This is a genomic window from Thermocoleostomius sinensis A174 (assembly GCF_026802175.1).
Taxonomy (GTDB): Bacteria; Cyanobacteriota; Cyanobacteriia; order Elainellales; family Elainellaceae; genus Thermocoleostomius; species Thermocoleostomius sinensis.
Genome location: NZ_CP113797.1, coordinates 5,123,764 through 5,145,073, shown reverse-complemented (window position 1 = coordinate 5,145,073; position 21,310 = coordinate 5,123,764). Strand labels below are relative to the sequence as shown.

General features: G+C 49.7%; 14 protein-coding genes and 1 CRISPR repeat array. Of the genes, 5 read left to right on the top strand and 9 right to left on the bottom strand.

Features of this window, described 5'->3' with window-relative positions:
* From csx10 to OXH18_RS22115, 5 genes are all read right to left on the bottom strand, one after another.
* Positions 1–1,251 carry a type III-D CRISPR-associated RAMP protein Csx10 gene (gene csx10 / locus OXH18_RS22135; RefSeq protein ID WP_268609652.1) on the bottom strand — a complete coding sequence of 417 codons (1,251 nt, stop codon included), beginning with the start codon at positions 1,249–1,251 and terminating at the stop codon, positions 1–3.
* Positions 1,248–2,009, bottom strand: coding sequence for an RAMP superfamily CRISPR-associated protein (locus OXH18_RS22130; protein ID WP_268609651.1), 762 nt, complete (start codon positions 2,007–2,009; stop codon positions 1,248–1,250). The genes csx10 and OXH18_RS22130 overlap by 4 nt, the downstream gene beginning before the upstream one ends.
* Positions 2,006–4,372 (bottom strand): type III-B CRISPR-associated protein Cas10/Cmr2, encoded by a 2,367-nt coding sequence (gene cas10, locus OXH18_RS22125; protein WP_268609650.1) that lies wholly within the window; start codon positions 4,370–4,372, stop codon positions 2,006–2,008. Before cas10 ends, OXH18_RS22130 begins: the two co-directional genes overlap by 4 nt.
* A 254-nt stretch (positions 4,373–4,626) precedes the next feature.
* Complete coding sequence (locus OXH18_RS22120) at positions 4,627–5,304, bottom strand: hypothetical protein (RefSeq protein WP_268609648.1); 678 nt, start codon at positions 5,302–5,304, stop codon at positions 4,627–4,629.
* A gap of 76 nt (positions 5,305–5,380) precedes the next feature.
* Entirely contained in the window at positions 5,381–6,010 is a 630-nt protein-coding gene (locus OXH18_RS22115) for a Uma2 family endonuclease (protein WP_268609647.1), read from the bottom strand.
* A gap of 364 nt (positions 6,011–6,374) precedes the next feature.
* On the opposite strand from OXH18_RS22115, the gene cas1 reads away from it, so the two are divergent.
* Both cas1 and cas2 read left to right on the top strand, forming a co-directional pair.
* On the top strand, positions 6,375–7,385 hold the full coding sequence (gene cas1 / locus OXH18_RS22110) for a CRISPR-associated endonuclease Cas1 (protein ID WP_268609646.1): 1,011 nt from the start codon (positions 6,375–6,377) through the stop codon (positions 7,383–7,385).
* A 106-nt stretch (positions 7,386–7,491) separates the two neighbouring features.
* Entirely contained in the window at positions 7,492–7,776 is a 285-nt protein-coding gene (cas2, locus tag OXH18_RS22105) for a CRISPR-associated endonuclease Cas2 (protein WP_268609645.1), read from the top strand.
* Positions 7,777–8,121: 345 nt separating this feature from the next.
* A CRISPR array of direct repeats spans positions 8,122–9,827; the repeat unit is 37 nt; unit sequence GTTCGATATAACCCTTTCCCCGCAAGGGGACGGAAAC.
* Positions 9,828–9,875: 48 nt separating this feature from the next.
* On the opposite strand, the gene cobN is transcribed toward cas2, so the two are convergent.
* Positions 9,876–13,703 (bottom strand): cobaltochelatase subunit CobN, encoded by a 3,828-nt coding sequence (gene cobN / locus OXH18_RS22100; protein WP_268609644.1) that lies wholly within the window; start codon positions 13,701–13,703, stop codon positions 9,876–9,878.
* Between the two features lie 608 nt (positions 13,704–14,311).
* Here cobN and OXH18_RS22095 point away from each other — a divergent pair.
* The 3 genes from OXH18_RS22095 (at position 14,312) to OXH18_RS22085 (ending at position 18,287) form a co-directional block, all read left to right on the top strand.
* Complete coding sequence (locus tag OXH18_RS22095; RefSeq protein WP_268609643.1) at positions 14,312–14,989, top strand: sugar transferase; 678 nt, start codon at positions 14,312–14,314, stop codon at positions 14,987–14,989.
* A gap of 340 nt (positions 14,990–15,329) precedes the next feature.
* Positions 15,330–16,436, top strand: coding sequence for a YdcF family protein (locus OXH18_RS22090; RefSeq protein ID WP_268609641.1), 1,107 nt, complete (start codon positions 15,330–15,332; stop codon positions 16,434–16,436).
* Between the two features lie 99 nt (positions 16,437–16,535).
* Positions 16,536–18,287 (top strand): ABC transporter ATP-binding protein, encoded by a 1,752-nt coding sequence (locus OXH18_RS22085; protein WP_268609639.1) that lies wholly within the window; start codon positions 16,536–16,538, stop codon positions 18,285–18,287.
* Here OXH18_RS22085 and OXH18_RS22080 read toward each other — a convergent pair.
* The 3 genes from OXH18_RS22080 to OXH18_RS22070 form a co-directional block, all read right to left on the bottom strand.
* The gene (locus tag OXH18_RS22080; RefSeq protein WP_268609637.1) at positions 18,284–18,811 is read right to left on the bottom strand and encodes a TrmH family RNA methyltransferase; all 528 of its coding nucleotides are present in this window, start codon (positions 18,809–18,811) and stop codon (positions 18,284–18,286) included. The two genes, OXH18_RS22085 and OXH18_RS22080, sit on opposite strands and share 4 nt — an antisense overlap.
* A 48-nt stretch (positions 18,812–18,859) precedes the next feature.
* A complete protein-coding gene (locus OXH18_RS22075; protein WP_315874778.1) occupies positions 18,860–20,227 on the bottom strand; it encodes a TldD/PmbA family protein in 1,368 nt (455 codons plus the stop codon).
* 103 nt (positions 20,228–20,330) lie between these two features.
* Complete coding sequence (locus OXH18_RS22070) at positions 20,331–20,633, bottom strand: hypothetical protein (RefSeq protein WP_268609635.1); 303 nt, start codon at positions 20,631–20,633, stop codon at positions 20,331–20,333.
* Positions 20,634–21,310: the final 677 nt, after the last annotated feature.

The window sequence follows — 21,310 nt, the reverse complement described above, 5'->3', positions numbered from 1 at the left end:
CTATTCTGCTCCTTCTCGAAACACTAAATGAAATTCATCACAAACCCTAATCTGACCAAACCCCTCTGAAACCCGATCGCCGACTCCTCTACTTTCTAACCAAGCTAGCGGCTCATACCAGGCTTGGGGTTGCTGGGTGCTGAACAGATAGACACTGCCCATATTGGTCATTAGCTCTACATCCTTTTGCAATCCCCATGCGGCATTCCAGCCCGATCGATAGTCATAGCTGCTGTATGCCATGTGGAGTTGAAGGTCTGGATCGTGGATATTAGTAAATTGATTGAGCATCGCTTCTGAAATCACGGTTGTTCGTTGCCAGTGTTCTGATAGGATGGCATCGGATTGGAGATCGAGAGTAAAAAAAGTTCGTCCCTTTGTGGAATTGGAATCATTAAATACATTCCATAAACTCCATCTTTCGTTTAACTTTTCATTGAATATATCTATTCGAGCTTGAATGACATTCGATCGCTCATCTATATCTTTGATATCTTCAATTTGCGTCTCAATATGAACTTTTCCCAGTCCGCGCGAGGTGGAACCGCCAAGCCGAAAGTGTGGGCTATTCTGCTCCAGGAAAGTCTGCAACGCTGTTGCCAGATTATCGTCGCTAATCAGGATCGCGCTTTTGTATACGGTCGGTTGAGGTGTGCCGTCCTGCGCTTTCCCTTGGAACTCATCCAACACTTTAATGCTGTAGAGAATTTCTTCCTGGGCGGTTGCCCGACGACGGTTAATGCCAACTCGCGTCAGAAGTCGCTGGTTGACAGAATGGGCGTAGTAGGAACCTTGATGCTGGCTGTAAAACCCTTTGAATGGCTCCACTCGATCGCCGTTTACGTCATTGGGTTCATAAAAATGCCCATGTTCTCTGGCGCAAAAGCTGTCGATGAGGGCATCGAATACTCCGGCTTTGGGCTGGAAGCCGCTATTGGTTTTAGAACTGAGGGCTGTGGCAGGTAGAACTTTGACCTCGCCTTGACTGACATCATATTGGTCACTACTCAGCTTCAGAACGGCGGGATAGGCGTTTTGGAAAACGGCGGCATTGTCGTTGAGAAATAGGGTGTGGAAGTCGTCTCCATCGGCGGGAGAGTCAGAGGTTTGATTGAGGATATGAGCAGCGATCGCCCCGCGAATCACAGTTCCGGGGATGTAGTCCATTGCTTCGCTGACGGATGCTCCGGGTTTGCGTTGACCGATGGCGAGGGGAGTTTCTGCTGTAATGGTGAGGTGAATGCGTTTCATGGTTCACCTCCTGAAGGTGGAGAGGGTGCAGCGGCGAGGAATTCCCAGATGTCATCATTGATTTCAGGATGCTTGAATACAGAAGATTCCCACTGTAACCACCCCAGTCCGGCTGATTTACTACCACCAAGGGCGTGAATGTGTTTCAGTCCAGCCAAAATCAGGGCTTGGGCGAAATAGGGGGTGCCTGGGAGCAAAGTGATTTCCCCTGTAAAGGGAAGCTGGGCGTTTGCGGGAGAGGTTTCGAGGAAGTACAGTTTTTTTTCCTCTGCGGTGCGACGACGACGGTTGATGGTGACACCGGGACGCAGCACTTCTGGAGTGTTGTCGGGATCTTCGGTGCAGATCAGATCGCTGAATTGAAGTCTAGCGGGTAAAGACGGATTCCCGAACAGTTGGCAGATCAGGCAGTGATGGCGTGGGGAACCATCAGGGTTACGATCGCCTATTTCGTAATGTTCATGCTGAAAATTGCCTGTTAATCCAGCCCGTTGGGGGCACATGGTTTCTGCCACTGGAGATTCACAAATTGCCCAGCCCAATGCCCTGGCAATCTTTTCGCATTCATGGCGCAGTCGTCCCTTCAGTTGGGATGCGGGAATTATCAGTTTACCGTCTGCCCGTTTGAGGATGGGTTTGTCCGACAGGGAACCGGATGAGCCGCCTGCTCCGACGCAGAGGGCGGTGTCAATGATGGCGGTTAGAGGGAGGGTTGTAGATGGCTGAAAGGATTGGTTAAGGGAGGCAAGCTGAATCATTGGTTCGCCTCCTGGGAAGATGGGGCAGTCGTTTGTTTGTCCGATCGCTTTGAATCGTCGGGATCGTTATCATTGGGAGCGTCATTGGCAGGATCATCAACGAAGGGCAATAGTTCTACCAGTTCTCGCCACAGGGTTTCGTAAGTGGTTTTACCGTCTTTTTGAATGGCTTGAATCCACGGAGCCAGATTTCCGTTGTTGGTTTTGGCTCCACACCAGGCTTTTTCAAAATCGTTATCCAGAAAATGTTGTTTGTCGGCTGCTAATCGAACTTTGAAGTAGCGATAGTTCAAAATGGCAGTGCGTTTGCCCCGTTCCAAAAGGCTACGAATCTGATAAAGCTGCGATTGGGGGAAGCCGGATTTTTTGACAGCTTTGGCGGTTTCAAGCAATCCACCCAATTCATGCAGCGTGTAGGGAGCGGCATAAAGTTTGAGTTCTTGTTGTCGCTCTGGCAATTTAACCGTCAATCCTTGATCGCGAAAGGCGTTGATGTTGGAGGAAATCATGGTGACGGCTTTCAGGGTCAGGAAGTCTACTGTGCCACCGTGATACCCCTTCTCTTTTAAATCTTTGGCTTTTTTCTTGGCGGATTTCAGCAGTTGCGAAACGAGCTTATCGGCGTAATAAATGGGGGTATTGTCTGCGGTGATGAGTACGCTACTGGAAATGCTGAGGCAACATTTGGACTCAGGTGCTTCTTGGGGATTATAACGATGTATTTCAGAATGAGGAGTCGGTTTCTGGGATGGTTCGATCGCATATCGTCCCGTCTCAATTAAAATCTCCTCAAAACGATCGCCGATCGTTTTTGCAATATTCAGAGCCTTATTCGCTGGAACAATCAGCAACACATCATCTCCACCGATGGTGACAATCTCGAAGGGATGAATCCAAACTTTGTCTTTATTTGTGCGGTTAGAGCAGGAGTCAGGTGTGTAGTGATACGGTTTAAGATGATGGGCGATCGCGTAATAAACTGATTTCTCGGTGGCGTGGAAGATATCGTTACTGAATTGTTCGTATTGGGCGGGTGTGGCGATGTGATCACGAATGTATTGCCCCATGTTATTTCCATCTGCATAGATGTAGGCAATAAATCCATTTTTATCGGCTGCGGCAATCTCTCGGAGCGATCGGGCTTCTCGTTTGTGAATGTCTCTGATTTTCTGGTTCTCATCAAACAAATTCAGATCTGAATCATATTTCTGAACAAGGTTCTCATCACGCAGATATTGCTCAAACTTGTTCACCCAACTTTCAACTTCTCCAGCATCCCAATCCAGACCAGCTTTCCTAAACCAAGTTCGTTCTTCCGCAGATTCCTGTTTAGTAATTTGTCCAACCCATCGTTTACGTGCCAATGTCTCTGAGAATTGGATTGGTTCAGGAAAATCAGTGACGGTTGCTACTGAAGATCGTCGATCGCCAGCATCCCGAACTAAATAAGGATGCGTTTCAAACATGGGCGGATAACGACGACTGGGGCGAGTTTTTTGATCAGGAGTGTTGTTCTGTTCAAGGGAAGGGCGATCGCATCCGCTCCGGCGTTGATTGAATTGATTGGCTAACTTTGCCACCAGTTCATTGAAGTTTTTACGGCTCTTAAAGGCTGCTTCAATTTTGTCTGGTGGATCGTTTGCTTGAATGCCGAAATAAGCTTGAACGGCTGGATTGGTTAAATGGCTTTGCAGGGAATCAAGCCATAGCGTTTTTTCAATCGGATTCTGGAGTAATCCCAGGTAAATTTCTAGAGGATGAAAGACATCCCCCACAACACAGGAATTTGCAGTCAGGGTTTCCTGGGTGTAGCGTTTTTCGATCGCATCTGCAAGGGAATCAATTAGGGCAGCGGGACAGAAAGCCAGAAAACTACCGCCCTTGTAGTAAATGAGTAGTTCTGGAATCAGAGCTTTTGCTAGAGTTGAATCATTGTTTTCGAGCCATTGTCGAGCAGAACGAGTCCCTTCGGAGCTACCAAAGAACTCAGGTATATCATACAGATTAATCCGATCGAGCAATGCAGAGGCTCCACGAATGTCCTGTAGTTTTGCCTCTTCAAAGACGTATTGTTTAATCTTTGTTGCACCGCCATAAACCAGTCCAATTTTCGTTTTTTGCTGCCAAAGGTGAACCAGTTCAGGACTCAGGTTCTGAAGACTTTTGGGAAACTCTGCTGTTAAAGACTGTAGGCTTTTAGCCCGTTCAAAGTATGGATTTAACGGCTCAGGTGGTTCTCGATCTGTATCGATCGCTTCTCGAAACTGCTGAAGTAAATCCTGAGATAATTGCGGTTCTCGCCGATCGCCCCATGCCAAACACCAGGCGATCGCCACTGTTAATTGTTTTTGGGAATCAACCATCGATTAAACTGAGTAAAGCACCGAAAAAAATCATTTCTATTTTCTGAATAGTAAACATTACCACTCTTGTGGGGTGGGCATCTTGCCCGCCCAGTCAACAAAGCCCAACATTATGCAGCTTCTTTAGCCTACAATTCTAAGCAATTTTCACTGAAGAATTCCGTCCAATGTAACAAAGAAATATTTGGATGTCAGTACGATACGGGGTGTAGATTTGTATCTTTATTGCTGCATTTTTTGGGATTACTTTAGGTTTATTCATCTTCGCCGCGCAAGGTATGAGCGACGTAGGCAGAATTAATCACGTTGCCGAGAAGCTGAGTGGGGACATTAGTGGAAGTGTAGTAGTTAATCTTTTGCCCCAATGTTTCGATCGCCTTGTATCTTCCTCGAATATAAATGGACAGAACGGAGTCGGAAGAGAGTTTGTCGATCGTGCGTTGCAGGATTTGCTCCAGTTCATCGTCGGTGAGTTCGCTGCCTTTAGGCTGGTAGTTCACCAGATCCAGCACTACCACATCTCCAGTGAGTTTACGGCTGTCTAGTTTCTGTAATTTGAGGCGAGGAAAGCGGGCGCGGAGCAGGTTGTATTCTTTGGGGAGGGTTCCGGTGGTGGTTTGCAGGACGTAATCGACGCTGACAAGGCTGGGGACTTCTTCTCGTTCTAAAACTTGTTCTAAAAACTCGATGCGCTGCCTAACATTCCGGGCGATCTCGCGTTTGACTTCGGCTCTGACGAGTTGTTCAACTTCTTGTTTGGCTTCGCTGAGGGTGCGTTTGAAGAACCAGGCGGCAAATCCAATGAAAATTACACTGACAGCACTGAGCAATGCTACATAAATGTTGAAGCTGGTGGTGAGGGATTGGAATTGCTGTTGCAGGAATTCGACGGTTTCGGGGTTGACTTGTAAGAGAGGGGCGATCGGGGTCATAGAGTGCGGAGGATTAAGGACTGAGGACTGAGGGCGGAGGACTGAGTGGAGAGATGAAGCACTGACACTGCTTTATCTAAGCCCAACGCTTTGCCCACTCTCGTACTGCTTGTCGAATCGATCGCCGCCCTGCTGCGCGATGGGTTTCAATCAACTGTGGGAGTTCGTGAATGGGTAACATTGGCAGTGCCAGACTGGTTTCTGCTTCTATGTATTTGTCTGCTTGAAGGTGGTAGATTTTTAGCTCTCCTTCGTCATAACACCAGAGTTCTGGAACTTCCAGGCGGGCATAGATGGGGAAGCGATCGAGGGATTTATGGGTGAGATCAATTTCTAGGGCTAGATCGGGAGGTGGGTCGCCCTGGCTGAGGTCTAAATCTAATCTGCCGCGAACGGCTGGTTCGTGTTGAAAGTAAAAGCAATTGTCGGGTTCGATTCCTGCCATTTTGATGTGTTTGCGCCAGGTGGTTGAACCATAGCTTTCGTAGTCTATTTCTAATGCTTCGGCAATATCCTGGACTGCGGTACTCATCACTTCTTTGAAGTATTCGTGTTCAGGTAAGGGGGTCATGATTTCCAGGCTGCCGTTGTCATAGGCGATGCGGGCTGCACGACGATCGCCCAGATCTTCGAGCAACTTTTCAAACTGCTCCCAGCTAATGTGATGCAATACGACTCGGTCTGCTCGACGTGCTGTTATGACCATCGTGGAAATTTCACGTTTTTCTCATTTTTAGTTTAGCTGAGGGCAGCGCGAGGGGATCGTGGCTCAATCACATCGTGGCTCAATCACAAAGAAACACAGCATCAAAAATACAGTATCTGAGGTTGAGGGGATAGGGATGATTTGTCTTTAATTGTTCTTGGCTTTTTTAGCAAACCTACGGAAGTGCAAATTTACTAGGTGTGCTAGTTCCCCGTAGAATTGCTCAACCGATCGCCCCGATCGTTTGTCCAGGATGGAGTTAGAGAAAGATGCGATCGCAAATTCAGGATGGATGGTAGGCAACAAGACGATCGCCGGGGTGCAGCTTGGGATGTTGTGATGGGTTTAGCCCGTTTCTCTTGCTATGACGACGCTATATTTAACGGAACCGGGAACGACGGTTCAGTATCAAAACAATAATCTGACGGTTAAGCAAAATAATCAATCTCGCTGTTTGCGGATGGCGGAACTAGACCTGGTGGTGGTGATGCCGGGGGTGCAACTGAGCAGTGTGGTGCTGTCCCATTTGCTAGATCAGGGGGTGGAAACGCTGTTTTTGAAGCAAAATGGGCAGTTTCGCGGTCGGCTTCAGGGCAGTTTTGCGACGAATCCTGAAATTCGGTTGGCGCAATATCGCTGTGTGGATACGCCGTTGGGGTTGGATCTGGCGCGATCGTTGATGTTGAGTAAAGTGCGAAATCAGCGGGCGTTGTTGCAGCGACGGAATCGGGATACTCAGGGTAGGATTACGGAACTGACGGAGGTGGTGGACTTATTGGCGGCGTATACGACGGGGTTTCAGCGGATTGATACTCCGATTACGCGCAATGCGATTATGGGGATAGAGGGGATTTGTGCGCGGGTCTATTATCAGGCGTTGCGCCATTGGTTTCCGGAGGATTGGGGGTTTACAGGGAGAAACCGTCAGCCGCCCCGTGACCCGATTAATGCGTTGCTGAGTTGGGGTTATGGGGTGTTGGCAAGTCGGATGTTTGTGGTCTGTGTGCAGGCGGGGTTTGATCCGTATATTGGGTTTTTCCATGCGATCGAGCCGTATCGTCCAAATTTGGTGCTGGATTTGATGGAGGAGTTTCGTCCGGTGGTGGTGGATCAGGCGGTGATTGCCATGATTCAGGCGGGGACGATTTCACCGGAGGATTTTGAGCCTGCGCCGGATGGGGAGGGCATTTGGCTGGGGGCGTTGGGGAAGAAGCTGTTTTTGGCGGAGTTGGAGCGGCAGTTGACGAAGGTGTTGCTCTATCCACCGCAGGATCGTCGTCTCAGTGTGAGCCAGATTATGTTGGAGCAGGCGCGATGGGTGGGGCGATGTTTGGTGAGTCAAAATTTGGATTATGAGGGGTTTGGGTTGAAATGAATGGAGCGTTGGTAATGGGTAGTGGGTAAAACAGGTAATGGGTAGTGGGTAATGGGAGTCTTGGTTGGGAATGATCTGCTTACTCCTCACTCCTCACTTTAAAGCTATGAGTCATTTGTGGTTGGTTTGTTATGATGTGGCGAATAATAAACGGCGGCAGAAGCTGGCGAAGCGGATGGAGCGGGTGTGTCAGCGGGTGCAGGAGTCGGTGTTTGAGTGTCCGCTGGATGAGGCGGGGTTGACGGAGCAACTGGAGCGGTTTTGGCTTCCGGTGTTGGATGTGCGGGAGGATAGTTTACGGGCGTATCCAATGGATGGCAGGACGAAGCAGCGGGTGAAGGTGTATGGCAGTCCGCCGCCCTATGAGCCGCCGGATTTTGTGATTTTGTAAGGTGTGGTTTTGTGAAGGGAGTCAGTGAACGGAATGGGGTTCGGGGTGGCTCGATCGCTCTCTAATCTGGGTTTTTAGGCTTTATAACTGATTGTAAATTTGGTGGTGATTTTGTCGCACGGAGATTTCAAGAGTCTGTATGAGTGAATGGGTGATATTTGGTGAAAGTGCTGTTTTTTTGAGGTGGATCGTTAGGGAATTTGCACTATAATGTCGATAGTTGGGCAGAGTGGTTAAAACTGGTATCAGGCAAAGTTATTGTAAATGTTTGTGAACCTGTTTCTCCGTAGTGCCGCGCGATCGAACCTTGGAAACAAGATATATCAATGTTTCCAAAGGCATAGGGTTCGATATAACCCTTTCCCCGCAAGGGGACGGAAACACGGTGTTTAAGGATGAATCGAAAGACATTCTTGCATTTCAAGTTCGATATAACCCTTTCCCCGCAAGGGGACGGAAACCAAATGAGGTTTCATTGGCAGTCGATCTTAAATAATTGTTCGATATAACCCTTTCCCCGCAAGGGGACGGAAACGACATTATGACGATGCGGGTAAAGCCCTGTTTCCCAGTGAGTTCGATATAACCCTTTCCCCGCAAGGGGACGGAAACGTCTGTGATCTCAGCAGGGGGAGCGCCATTAGAGGTTTTGGTTCGATATAACCCTTTCCCCGCAAGGGGACGGAAACTTGGTGATTCTTGGTATAAAAAGTTTGAAGGCCTCTCTGTTCGATATAACCCTTTCCCCGCAAGGGGACGGAAACTTACGGCTGATGGACGATCGAATTTTGGTTGAATTAAAGTTCGATATAACCCTTTCCCCGCAAGGGGACGGAAACTACTCTGGCTGGACATACCCTGATGCCCGTCAAGGCTTGTTCGATATAACCCTTTCCCCGCAAGGGGACGGAAACATGTTGCCGTTAGCGCAACCACAATTAAGGTTATACCAAAGTTCGATATAACCCTTTCCCCGCAAGGGGACGGAAACGCTTTACCGGTTTTTACTCTAGTTACTTGATCTACGTTCGATATAACCCTTTCCCCGCAAGGGGACGGAAACAAGACGCCCCAAACGACGCAGCCCGAAACGCCACACGAGGTTCGATATAACCCTTTCCCCGCAAGGGGACGGAAACGCTTCCGAACTGTGTAGCCTTCTGGCGTCAACATTTGAGGGTGGTTCGATATAACCCTTTCCCCGCAAGGGGACGGAAACAACTCAGGAATTGATGTACCTACCGAGGGCGATTTCTGTTCGATATAACCCTTTCCCCGCAAGGGGACGGAAACTGTGAGAGTGATCGCCTGCTGCTGCTGTACTGCCGCTGGTTCGATATAACCCTTTCCCCGCAAGGGGACGGAAACGAACCGAATACAGAGATCATCGGCTACAACAACCGGGGGCGTTCGATATAACCCTTTCCCCGCAAGGGGACGGAAACGTCTGTTCCGGTATGTTCTTATTATGGCTCAGTTTTGATAGTTCGATATAACCCTTTCCCCGCAAGGGGACGGAAACTCTGGCTAGCTTTCCGGGGCTTCTTAGCGATCGATGCCTCGTTCGATATAACCCTTTCCCCGCAAGGGGACGGAAACAAAAATAGCCCCAGGCTAAACACCCCATCCAGTGGCGTTCGATATAACCCTTTCCCCGCAAGGGGACGGAAACCCTGGTATGGCTGACCCAGAACGCAGATTGTTGAGCGTTCGATATAACCCTTTCCCCGCAAGGGGACGGAAACAATGCCTTTCCGCTCTCCCTCGACGTTGGGAATCATGGGTTCGATATAACCCTTTCCCCGCAAGGGGACGGAAACTTCCTGTGTACCACTCAAGAAGGGTACGTTAAACGTCACGTTCGATATAACCCTTTCCCCGCAAGGGGACGGAAACAGAATGAATGGCGTACCCTATGTAACCCGAAACCCCTACGTTCGATATAACCCTTTCCCCGCAAGGGGACGGAAACGGCGAGGTCGCGGCGAGGGCGCGGAGGGCGGCGCGGGGACGGGTTCGATATAACCCTTTCCCCGCAAGGGGACGGAAACAGATAGTTAATTTTTCCAGCGGTATAGTCTCTCCTAGAAGCGTTGGGATTACCTGGTTTCAATCGCTCCTTCAGCCTGATGCACAATCGAGCGGAGTTGCTCTAGGGTAGCTGAATCAATGGATTGCCACAGCCCGCGTTGATGAGCTTCTAGCAGGCGTTCAGCCATATCACGCAAGGCCCAAGGATTTTTCTGCTGAATGAATGCCTGTACCTGTGGGTCAAAGAGATAGGCTTGGGCCACCCCTTGATACATGTAATCTTCGACGCAATGCGCTGTTGCATCATAGGCAAATAAATAATCGACCGTTGCGGCCATTTCAAAGGCTCCTTTGTAGCCATGCCGCATCACCCCAGCAATCCACTTGGGATTAATTACCCGCGATCGATATACTCGCGCAATTTCTGCTTTAAGTTGGCGAACTTTTGGCCTTTCAGGTTGAGCATGATCGCCAAAATAGGTCTGAGGATTTTGCCCTGTGAGCGATCGCACAGCGGCGGTTAAACCTCCCTGAAATTGATAATAATCATCCGAGTCGAGCAGATCATGTTCCCGGTTGTCCTGGTTGTGCAACACAATTTGCAGGTGGCGCAGCCGGTGCTCAAACGCATCGGGAGCCGATCGTCCCTCACCTTGTCCGGTGTAGGCATAGCTGCTCCAGTGAATGTAAGCCCGCGCTAGATCGGTATCATCGGTCCAGTTTTGTGCCTCAATTAATCCTTGCAGCCCCGCTCCATAGGCTCCTGGTTTAGAACCAAAGATACGGTAAAGCGATCGTTGGCTGGCTTGCTCGAAGGATAATCCTTGGGTTTGCCACTGCTGCGTCTCTTGCTGTACCTGTGCCGCAAGGGGATTTTGATCGATCGGCTCATCCAATGCTGCTACCGCCGCCACCGCCTGATGAAATAAGTCAATCAAATTGGGAAACGCATCACGAAAGAATCCAGAAATTCGTAAGGTTACATCCACTCGCGGTCGTCCCAAATGGGCGATCGGCAGAATTTCAAAGTCTACGACTCGTCGGGCTGCCCCATCCCAGACAGGTTGCACTCCTAACAGAGCAAAGGCTTCCGCTAAATCATCACCTCCCGTGCGCATGGTGGACGTTCCCCACACAGACAACGCCAGCGTTCTAGGATACTCGCCATGTTCCTGCACATAGTATTCAATCAGCGTTTCAGCAGCCTTGCGGCCCACGTCCCAGGCGCTTTCGGTGGGAATGGCGCGAATATCCACCGAATAAAAATTGCGCCCAGTAGGCAGCACTTCTGGCCGGCCACGAGTTGGTGCACCCGAAGCACCACTGGGCACATACTGACCATTGAGACCACGCAGCAGATTCGTGATTTCCTGATCGGTTTGTTGCAGGGCTGGCAAGAGGCGATCGCGAATCCAGGTAAGTTCGAGGTCGGTGTTGGAGGTTGGGGGGGCAGGGGTGGGGCATAGAGAGGGGGAAGTGAGGAGGGTTTCGATGCAGCGGGCAGCTTCCTGTTCCAACCGTTCCACCACATCTCCCACCGTGCGACACGCAGCGAGTTCCGGTTCCCCCTTCCCGATTCCCGACTCCCGATTCCCTTCTACTTCCCAACCTTCCCCTAGCTCTGCCGTCAATGGATCGATCGCCAAGTCCCAGTCTTTAGCAATCGCGCGGGTCAATCCCAGTCGTCCCGACCCTGGATGCCGAGCGATCGCCACGATTAAATCTCGCAGTTGGCGTCCTTGGGGACATTGCCCAAAAATGTGCAGCCCATCGCGAATCTGAGCTTCCTTTAGCTCGCAGAGATAGCCATCGGTTTGAGCGAGAAATTCAGACCATGAAGAGAGAAGTTGAGGGTCGGGGGTTAAGGATTGGGGGGTGAATGCTGCTGGATCTACATCGATGACTTTTTGCCTTCTGCTGCCAATCTCCTGATGCAAGTTTTCCTGTTGCATCAACTGAAGAATTCGATCGCGCAAAATTGGCAATCGCGTTGGATCGAGGCTTTGGGCTTCATAGTATTCATCGACGAGTGCTTCAAGCTGCTGTAAGGGCCCATACAGTTCGGCGCGGGTCATGGGGGGTGTCAGGTGATCGAGAATCACAGCCTGCGATCGACGTTTGGCTTGGGAACCTTCCCCTGGATCGTTGACAATAAATGGATACAGATGCGGCATCGGGCCGAAGGCGGCTTCTGGATAGCATTCTTGAGATAAGGCCACGCCTTTACCGGGTAGCCATTCCAAATTGCCATGTTTGCCTACATGGACGATCGCCTGTGCCCCAAATTCTTGCCGCAGCCAATGATAGAACGCCAGATATTCATGAGTTGGTTCTAGATCGGGGGCGTGGTAGTTCAAGCTGGGATCGCGATCGTAGCCTCGTGCGGGCTGGATGCCGACGAAGATGTGGCCGAGTTGAATGCCGGGAATGGGGAGTCGGGAATGAGGAGAGGGGTATCGATCGTTGATGCCTTGCTGGATAGATTTTGGTAGAGCGTGAAAGAAGGTTTGGTAGGTGTCCCAGGATAGGGTTTGTGGAATCGATCGCAAATTGTACCCTTCGGGATCGTTAGTGATGCTTGTAGTAAGACGTTGAATGAGTTCGTCTCCGGTTGCGGGTATATCGGTGACGGTATAGCCTTGCTGCTGGAGTGCTTTCAGAATTTCAACGCAGCTAGCGGGGGTATCAAGCCCCACACCGTTGGCTAGGCGACCATCGCGAGTGGGGTAGTTGGCCAAAATTAGGGCAATGCGGCGATCGCACACGGGTGTTTGCTGGAGACGAACCCAGTTGGCAGCTAAGTCTGCTACAAACTCAATCCGATTGGTGATTGGTTGATAGTGAACCACATCGGTTTCTAAGGCAGCATCATGGGACTGCACTGCTTTGAACGAAACGGCTCGACTGATAATACGTCCATCGACTTCTGGCAGGGCCACGTTCATCGCAAGATCTCGTGGTGAAAGCCCTCGTGTTTGCGACTGCCACTGTTCGGCTGTGCTGCTGCTGAAGATCACCTGAAGCACTGGCACATCTAACTGTTGCCACAGATCTAGATTGGGAGTTTCAGCGTCTAGCTTGGCCAGTGAAAAACTGGTTGTGTTCAGCAAGATTTGAATCGGCTTATTCCCATGATTAGACTTATTAGACCAATAATCCAATAAGTCTGCTTGCACCTCAGCATCTCGCAGGGATGAAACAAACACAGGGATAGGCTGAAACTGGCGATCGATCAAGGCTTGACACAATGCGTCGATCGGGGCAGTATTTCCAGCTAGGTAATGGGCGCGGTAGAACAGGATGCCAACCTGAGGGGTGGAGAGGGGGAAGTGGGGAGTCCGGAGTGGAGGGTGGTACAAACCGACGCGAGGGATAGGTTGAGGAGGAAGGGGATTGTAGCTGGTTCCCAATCCCACATCGGCGACAAACTGAAGCGCTCGCACCATATTTTCAACACCGCCTTCGATGAAATAGCGCCACAATCGATCGACTACGGCGAGGGGGGCTGTGGAATGGCTCATTAGCTCAAAATCAGGGCGATCGTCACCCGGCAACACCAGCAGTGCTGCGCCAGTTTGCTCAGTAGTTTGTTTAAGCACTTCTAGCCCGTAGGGCCAGTAGGTTCGTCCACCTAATAGCCGTACTACGATCGCCTTCGTGTATGACAGCACATCTGCGGCATATGCATCGATGGTAAAGTGCTGTTGGAGTTGAAGCAGGCTAGCCACCCGCATGTCGGGAAACCCCTCCGGTAATCGCCTCGATGCGCTGGCAAGCAACTGAACATCCGTATCGGCGGCAGTTAGATAGACGATCGGTGCTTTTCGTTGTTCAATGACAATGACGCCATCGGTCTCAGGCGTCCATCCTCCAGGCGTGGCAGTTAGACGATGCATAGCAGGGGCAGGTTAGGCTTCAGATGGAGTCTTCCCATCCTCTCACAGTCGGTCAAAATCATTGCGTAAACTTCAACGCAAGTTCAACTCATAGTCTCTGACTTCTTACCATTTGATCCGGAGGACAGGTGGAATGGTAGGAAATTTGAGTTCAGTATCGGCGTAGTTGGCACAGAACAGCATTAGCATCGAGTGCTGTTTCTTGATGTTAGGGTGGTTTATTTTAAAGTTTTGATGAAGCGTGTCGAACCACACCGCTGTGTGCATGTTGTTCAATTTGTCTAGCGTGGTACATCGTTAGAAAACATTCTCGAAGATTGCTATCGGTGAGTTTGAATTGAGTTACGTCCGATCGCCGCTTCCGTAAGTTGCGATGTAGTTGCGTGCGATAAATTGCAACAGTTATTTCATATTTCGGTAATTTCCTCAAGAAACTTCAAATTGAATTTGTGAAGCTTCTATGAAGATAAGGGATTCTTTCCGAAATGGTGCAAAGTTTTGGCAAAGGCTGTCGTCTTCTGATTGGTTACGCTCGGACTCCCGTTGTATAGTCCCTGTAGCAATACCTAAGCCCACTCTCTAATTCTGTGATACAGGCTGTTCATACAATGACTGACTACCTCGTCTCTGATACGACGGGCAGCGCAGATACCTCCTCTATTTTCCTGTCAGAGGTGCCTCACCCATCTACTTCGTCCGTCTTTAAACGATTGCTCGACATCATTGGTGCGTTAATTGGACTAGCTATTTTTGCGGTGATTTTTGTTCCGTTAGCCCTCCTGATTAAGCTGGATAGCCCCGGGCCTATTTTTTATCGGCAAGAACGATATGGCCTGCGCGGACAACGGTTTATCCTACGTAAATTTCGATCGATGGTACAGAATGCGGATGAACTGAAAGCAACGGTTCCCAACGAAGCCAAAGGGCTAATCTTTAAAAATAAAAATGATCCAAGAATTACTCGCGTAGGGCGGTTTTTACGCAAAACCAGCCTGGATGAATTTCCGCAATTTTGGAATGTGTTGCTGGGGCACATGAGTTTGGTAGGCACTCGTCCCCCAACCCATGATGAGGTCAGCCGTTATAGCGCGCATCACTGGAAACGGTTGAATGTGAAACCAGGCTTAACCGGCGAGTGGCAAGTGTATGGACGCTCTGCCATTAAGGACTTTGAGGAAATTGTCAATCTAGATCTACGCTACCAACATCGCTGGTCGCCCTTGTATGATCTGGAGATCATTTTCAAGACGATCGCTATCATCGTGACGCGCTCTGGAGCTTACTGATCTTGATCTCATTTGTACAAACGTATAGGGGAGTGCATTTTGGGTTGAGCAGCCTGAGGCGATTGTCACCGAATCACTGTCACCTCATCAATTCACTCATTTAGAAGGGCGGCTCTCCGCCCTTTTTGCTTTTTTGTAATCAGACGTTGAAGGGCGGGCTTGAGCACTGGTTTGCTAAGGGGCAACTGCGTCCAGGTTAACCGTTATCAAAATTTCCTAAAAAATTTTTCCGATCGGTGATTGCTTTCTTCAGTCTTTGATTAGAGTTAAACAGGTTTGTGTTTCTAGAATGCCATGCTGAGCAAACGAATCCATTGGGGCAGTGTAAGGAGAGACTGGAATGCCTGAATTAATCACTCAGATCCTACTTCTGATTGGAATTTTCTTTTTGATTCGATTCGTTCTGTGGAATCTGGTTCCACGCTTTTACCTCACCTGGTTAGGTCTACTGGTGCTGCTATTTGTGCTGGCGTCAGTATTTTTTACCCCCGATAACCGCACGGCTGGCATTCTCTGGGGCATTATTTCCTTTCCGCTGCGACCGTTGGGATTGTCTTTGCTGTTGCTAGGCTACGCCCTCAGCCGCACTTATCCAATATTTGGTGGAAAAGCGAAAGCTACAATTGGCGTGCCGCAAGTCACGTCTGCTTTTCTCATTTTGTTTCTCACCAGCTTGCCGCTGACGGCCTACTTACTGACGGCCCAAACCGAACAACGAACGGCACTGGAAATAGGTCAACGCCCAGCCGGAAGTGTGCAGGCGATCGTTGTATTAGGGGATGGAACCCTACCCACCGATCCGGCCTATCGGGTCCGCACTCAACTCAGTAATACGGTGAATGGGCTGAGTGTGTCTTTAGAATCGCGGCTCAACTTTGCGGCTCAGCTTTATAGCGAACAAGCGACTCGAGGAAGTGCGCCCTTAATCATTGTCAGTGCTGGGCCGCAAGCCATCCTAGCGCAACCGGGCGTTACGTCTGCTCAGGCGATTAATGCATATCTGGGACGATTGGGAATTCCTGCTGAACAAATTCGTGTAGATAATGAAGGCTTTGATCCCCGTAGTAGTGCGATCGCAGTCCGCCGCCTGCTTTTGGGACCGGGAGCCGTAGACGAATGTGAAATTTTTGCAGTATGCAATGGAGACGTGCGCCGCTTACGCTCCAGTAGCCCCCGAGCCAGTACCGTCATCCCAGTTATTCTCGTCACACCTGCTTTAACGCTGCGACGAGCCGTTTCCACCTTCCACAACCTAGCTTTTGATGTAACCGCCCGTCCCACTGATTTTTATGTATTCCAACTTCAGGGAGGGTTGCGGCTGGCTGCCATCACCGATCTCATTCCCAATGCCGAAGCCTTGACCATTACCACTCGGGTCATCGACGAATATTTTGCCTGGCTTTACTACTTCATGCGGGGGTGGTTACAAGATCCGTTGAGTGTGTAAGCTTGAGGACTAAAGAGAAAGATAAAGGACAGGAGGAATAAGACGATTCATTCAGCCTTTAGCCTTTCCCTCACCACTCTCTCATTCCCTCTCCTCACGATGGCTTACTCTCGCTTAAGAAAACTTGGCAGCTACCTACGTCCCCATTGGCGTCCAGCGGCAATGGGAATTTTTTCGCTATTCATTGTCAATGCGATCGGGGTTTATATTCCGCTCTTGATTCGAGATGGATTAGACGAACTGCAATCCACCTTCAGCCTCGATCGGGTTGTGTTTTATGCACTTTTGATTCTGGGGCTGTCTTCGGTGATGTGGGTGGTACGGATGGCATCGCGTGTGCTGCTGTTTGGAGTGGGACGACAGGTGGAGTTTGATTTAAAGCAGAAGATTTTTAAGCATTTGTTGACCCTAGAACCAAACTACTTCAGCACCAATACACCAGGCGATCTAATTAGTCGTGCCACCAGTGATGTCGATAATATCCGGCGGTTAATGGGCTTTGCCATCCTCAGTTTGGCCAACATGGTGTTTGCCTATACCCTGACACTTCCTGCCATGTTGCGCATTAGCGTTCGCTTAACCCTAGTGGCGCTGGCCGTTTATCCTTGCATTCTGATTCTGGTGCAGCTATTCAGTCGGCGCTTACGTAACCAGCAATTACAGGTGCAGCAGGAAACCGCTAACCTCAGCGATCTGATTCAAGAAGACATGAGTGGCATGGCGCTGATCAAAATCTATGCACAAGAACAGAATGAACGACGCGCCTTTCGACAACTGAACCAGCAATTATTGAAGGCCAATCTGCTACTGTCTAAAACCCAGAATACGCTGTTTCCCCTGTTGCGGGGGCTAGCTAGCATTAGCCAATTAGCAATCCTAGCACTGGGTACCGGATCAATCGCCAATAATACTCTCAGCGTTGGGGATTTCGTAGCATTGCTGCTGTTTGCTGAACGACTTGTGTTTCCTACGGCTTTACTAGGGTTCACTATTACGGCTTATCAGCGTGGAGAGGTCAGCGTCGATCGCTTGGAAGGAATTTTGTCTACTGAGCCGCAAATTAAAGACGAACCTGATGCCATTGTTTTGCCTAAATCGGAGGTGCGGGGCTGGGTGTGTGCTCATCATCTCACTTACACCTATCCCGATGCCCAAACTCCGGCCCTCGATCGCCTCAGTTTTTCCATTGAACCAGGCGAAACGGTGGCTGTAGTGGGGCCGATCGGTTCCGGAAAATCCACGTTGGCCAATCTGTTGCCGCGTTTGCTTGATGTAGCACCAGGACAACTATTTTTAGATGGACAGGATATCACCAAGATTCGCCTCAAGGATTTAAGAGGAGCGATCGCCTACGTGCCGCAGGAAAGTTTTCTGTTTAGCACCACCATCAAAAACAACATTCGCTATGGCGAGCCGTTTAGCGAACAGCCCGAAGTCGAATATGCCGCCAAACAAGCACAAATTCATCCAGAAATTTTGAATTTTCCCCAACAATACAAAACGATCGTGGGCGAGCGGGGAATCACCTTGTCCGGTGGCCAGCGGCAACGCACAGCGTTATCGAGAGCGTTGCTAGTGGACGCCCCCGTGCTGATCTTGGACGATGCCCTGTCTAGCGTAGACAACCAAACGGCCACTGAAATTTTGCGCAACTTATCAGAAGGAACCCGTCGCAAAACCGTGATTTTCATCTCGCATCAACTTTCTGCTGCTGCCACTGCCGATCGAATTTTGGTGTTAGATCAGGGAAAGATTGTTCAGTCGGGAACTCATGCTGAACTGATTGAGCAACCAGGTCTGTATCGATCGCTGTGGGAAAAACATACCCTAGAGCAGTATCAAGCTAGCTAAGAGTGTCCGGCGTGTTGCCGCCCATATTCGTACATGGCGATCGCTGCCGCTGTTTGCACATTCAGTGACTCGACCAATCCTGACTGGGGAATTTTGACACTGTCATGACAGAAACGAAGCACCGATTGGGGAATTCCAGTTAACTCTTGCCCCAATACCAGCACCGATCGGCGAGGAAAGGCAAACTTGGTGAGCGAAATAGCATTAGCATCAACGTGCAGCCCAATTAAACGGTATCCTGCTTGATGTTTTTGGTCTAACCAATCGGTCAACCCCTCAACTGAACAAGCGACGAGCGGCTGCCACCGATCCGCTGATGCAGCTACATTGCGAAAGGCTGGAGTTTGGGTTATTGCTAAATTTGCTATTACCAATGCTTCCAGACGGAACGCTTCGCAAGTGCGGCACAGTCCACCTAAATTTGCGGCATTCTGCACTAGAGTGGCACAGACAATCAATGAATGGCGCGGTAGACTGTGGTATTTGTAGCGATCGATCGATCGTCCTTTAGCTGTTCGGTTCACCTCCAACCCCTAATTCCCGACTCCCGACTCCCGACTCTCAACTCCCAATTACCGGCCACCAACCACAACATTGTTGATACGTACATGGGGTCCGCCTGTACTCACGGGCAACGGAGATTGACCGCCTTTGCCACAACCACCGCTTTTGTAAACCGAATCATTGCCGATCGCCTCAATATCCTTGAGGGTTTGAAACACGTTTCCTGTCAATGTCACATCACTCACAGGTTCTGCCAGCTTGCCATCACGAATCATGTAGCCTTCAGCCGCAGAGAACGTGAACATTTCCCCATTAGTTTGCCCACCCAGCATTCGCACAGCATATACCCCTTCTGCAATATCACGAATCATGTCTTCAAACGTGGCGTCTCCTGCTTCAATACCCGTATTGGTCATACGAACGATCGGTGGGTGCATGGCACTGATAGCGCGAGCGTTACCAGTTGGAGCTTCCTGCATTTTTCCGGCGGTTTCGCGACTGTGCAGCCGTTGCGTCAAAATTCCGTCCTTGATCAAATACTTGCGCTGCGTCGGTACGCCCTCGTCGTCATATTTGAGGGAACCAGGCAGATCCGGTATTGTGCCATCGTCAACCACGTTCAGTTGCGGAATTGCCATCGGTTTACCCAGCACCAGCAACTCTTGCATGCGTGGGTTTTCGTAAACAAAATCTGCTTCTGACAAATGCCCAAAGGCTTCATGGATAAAAACACCTGTCAGATACGGATCGAGAATCACTGTATACTGACCGCCTTTCACTGGTTTCGCATCTAGCTGCCGCACTGCCCGATCGGCCGCCTGGACAACCTGAGCCTCTAATCCTTCTAAAGCGGCATAGTCCGATCGCGAATGCACCGACTCAAACCCTTGCCGCACCAGCCCGTCTGCCCCCTTGGCCACTACGCCAAAGCGCCCCGACACGTCCAGCCGTTCTTGGGCAATGCAGGTTCCCAGCGAGTTAGCAAAATAGGTGGTTTTGAACCGATCGCTGTAGCTGGTCATCGTAGTTTGAATGCGCGGATCGAACTCTACCAATAGACGATTGTAGTGCTCGATTAATTGGCGTTTTGTGTCAAGAGCAATGCCACGCGGATCGCGACCAAATTCTACGGCTACATAATCTTGAATTGGAGCGATCTCCGCTAACTGAGTTGTCTCTTTTCCAATCAGCTTAGCTTGAGCGATCGCATCTTCAAGGCGATCTTTTAAATCTGTTAGCCCATTGAAGGTAACAAAGCTCCAGCCACCGTTGTGACAAGCACGGGCATTACCTACGAGAGAAAAGCTGCGATCGACCGCATCTAGGTGCACACCTCGATAGGAAATTAGTGTAGATTCACTTTGCTCCAGGCGAATCTCTAAGTAATCTACTCGATCGCGATACGGGGCGATCGTATCCAGCAACCGATCCTGCAACGAAACGAATGTAACCACGGGCTGAGTCCTCTTAGCTAGTGGCAGATACGCCAGGTTTATTCAGTCTATCGTGAGTCTCAGCGATCAGCTAGCTGGTACGAGGCTACTGAATTCCTTCTTGCACAATGATGTTGCCTGCTTTTTTAACCGTTAGCGTACCTTGGCGAATTTCATAGGAAAACCGCTTCGCGTCTTCTGCCACAATCTTCTCCCCGTCTACTTTTGCCATGGCTGTAATAAACGCTTCTACCTTTTTCTTTTCTTGCCCTACTAAGTAGATAGCCTCGCCCCGCTGACACAGCGCCAATAAATAGTGCGCCGTTTCAAAACTTCTCACCAACGACCATCCTTGAAATTCTCTAGGGCAAGCCACGATCGCCTGCGGTTCGATCATCAAGGGTGTCATTGTTGAGGAGGAGGGTGAAATTAGAGAATTCGCAGTTGGCGAAGGAAGCGGTTTGAGGACAGCACAACTGTGCAGCCCGATGACTGCCATGACTCCAAAACCGATAGATGAAAGGATAAGCGGGGAATGCATAGCGTTGAAGTCTCATTCAATGAAGGGGGCTAAAGCATGATTCACAATGTTGTTGACTAGATCTGTAGAAAATCTAACGTTAACCCTCATATAGACTCAAAGTTGAGGTAGATGCTGTCATTCCCTGTGCTGCCAACTACGGCTACCTTTCTGTAGACCGCTGAACTACACTAAAGTTCCTACTTTAGGGAAGGAACTTCAATCGACATGGCGAAAGGGCAACATCTTAACAAAAGCTAATTTGACGTAAGCATCACCGCTTTTCCTTCCTAACTCACCTGGCTAGTGGATGTCCATTCCCTTCAATTGTCGTTATATTAAGTAACTTAAATACCTGCTTCAACCCTTTAGGGTTAACTCCAAGAACAAGCTTAGAGTTCAACGAAGTAGCTGCTAGTTGTCATCCTGTATGTACCCAGGGTGCCTATTGTTTTACTTATTTCGAGCCGATCGTCTGCTTTGACTTGTTCAATGGTTCAGGGTTAGCCACGATCGCAATCAGTATTGGCTTAACAAGTCTTTCGACAGTTTCACGCATGCTTGGT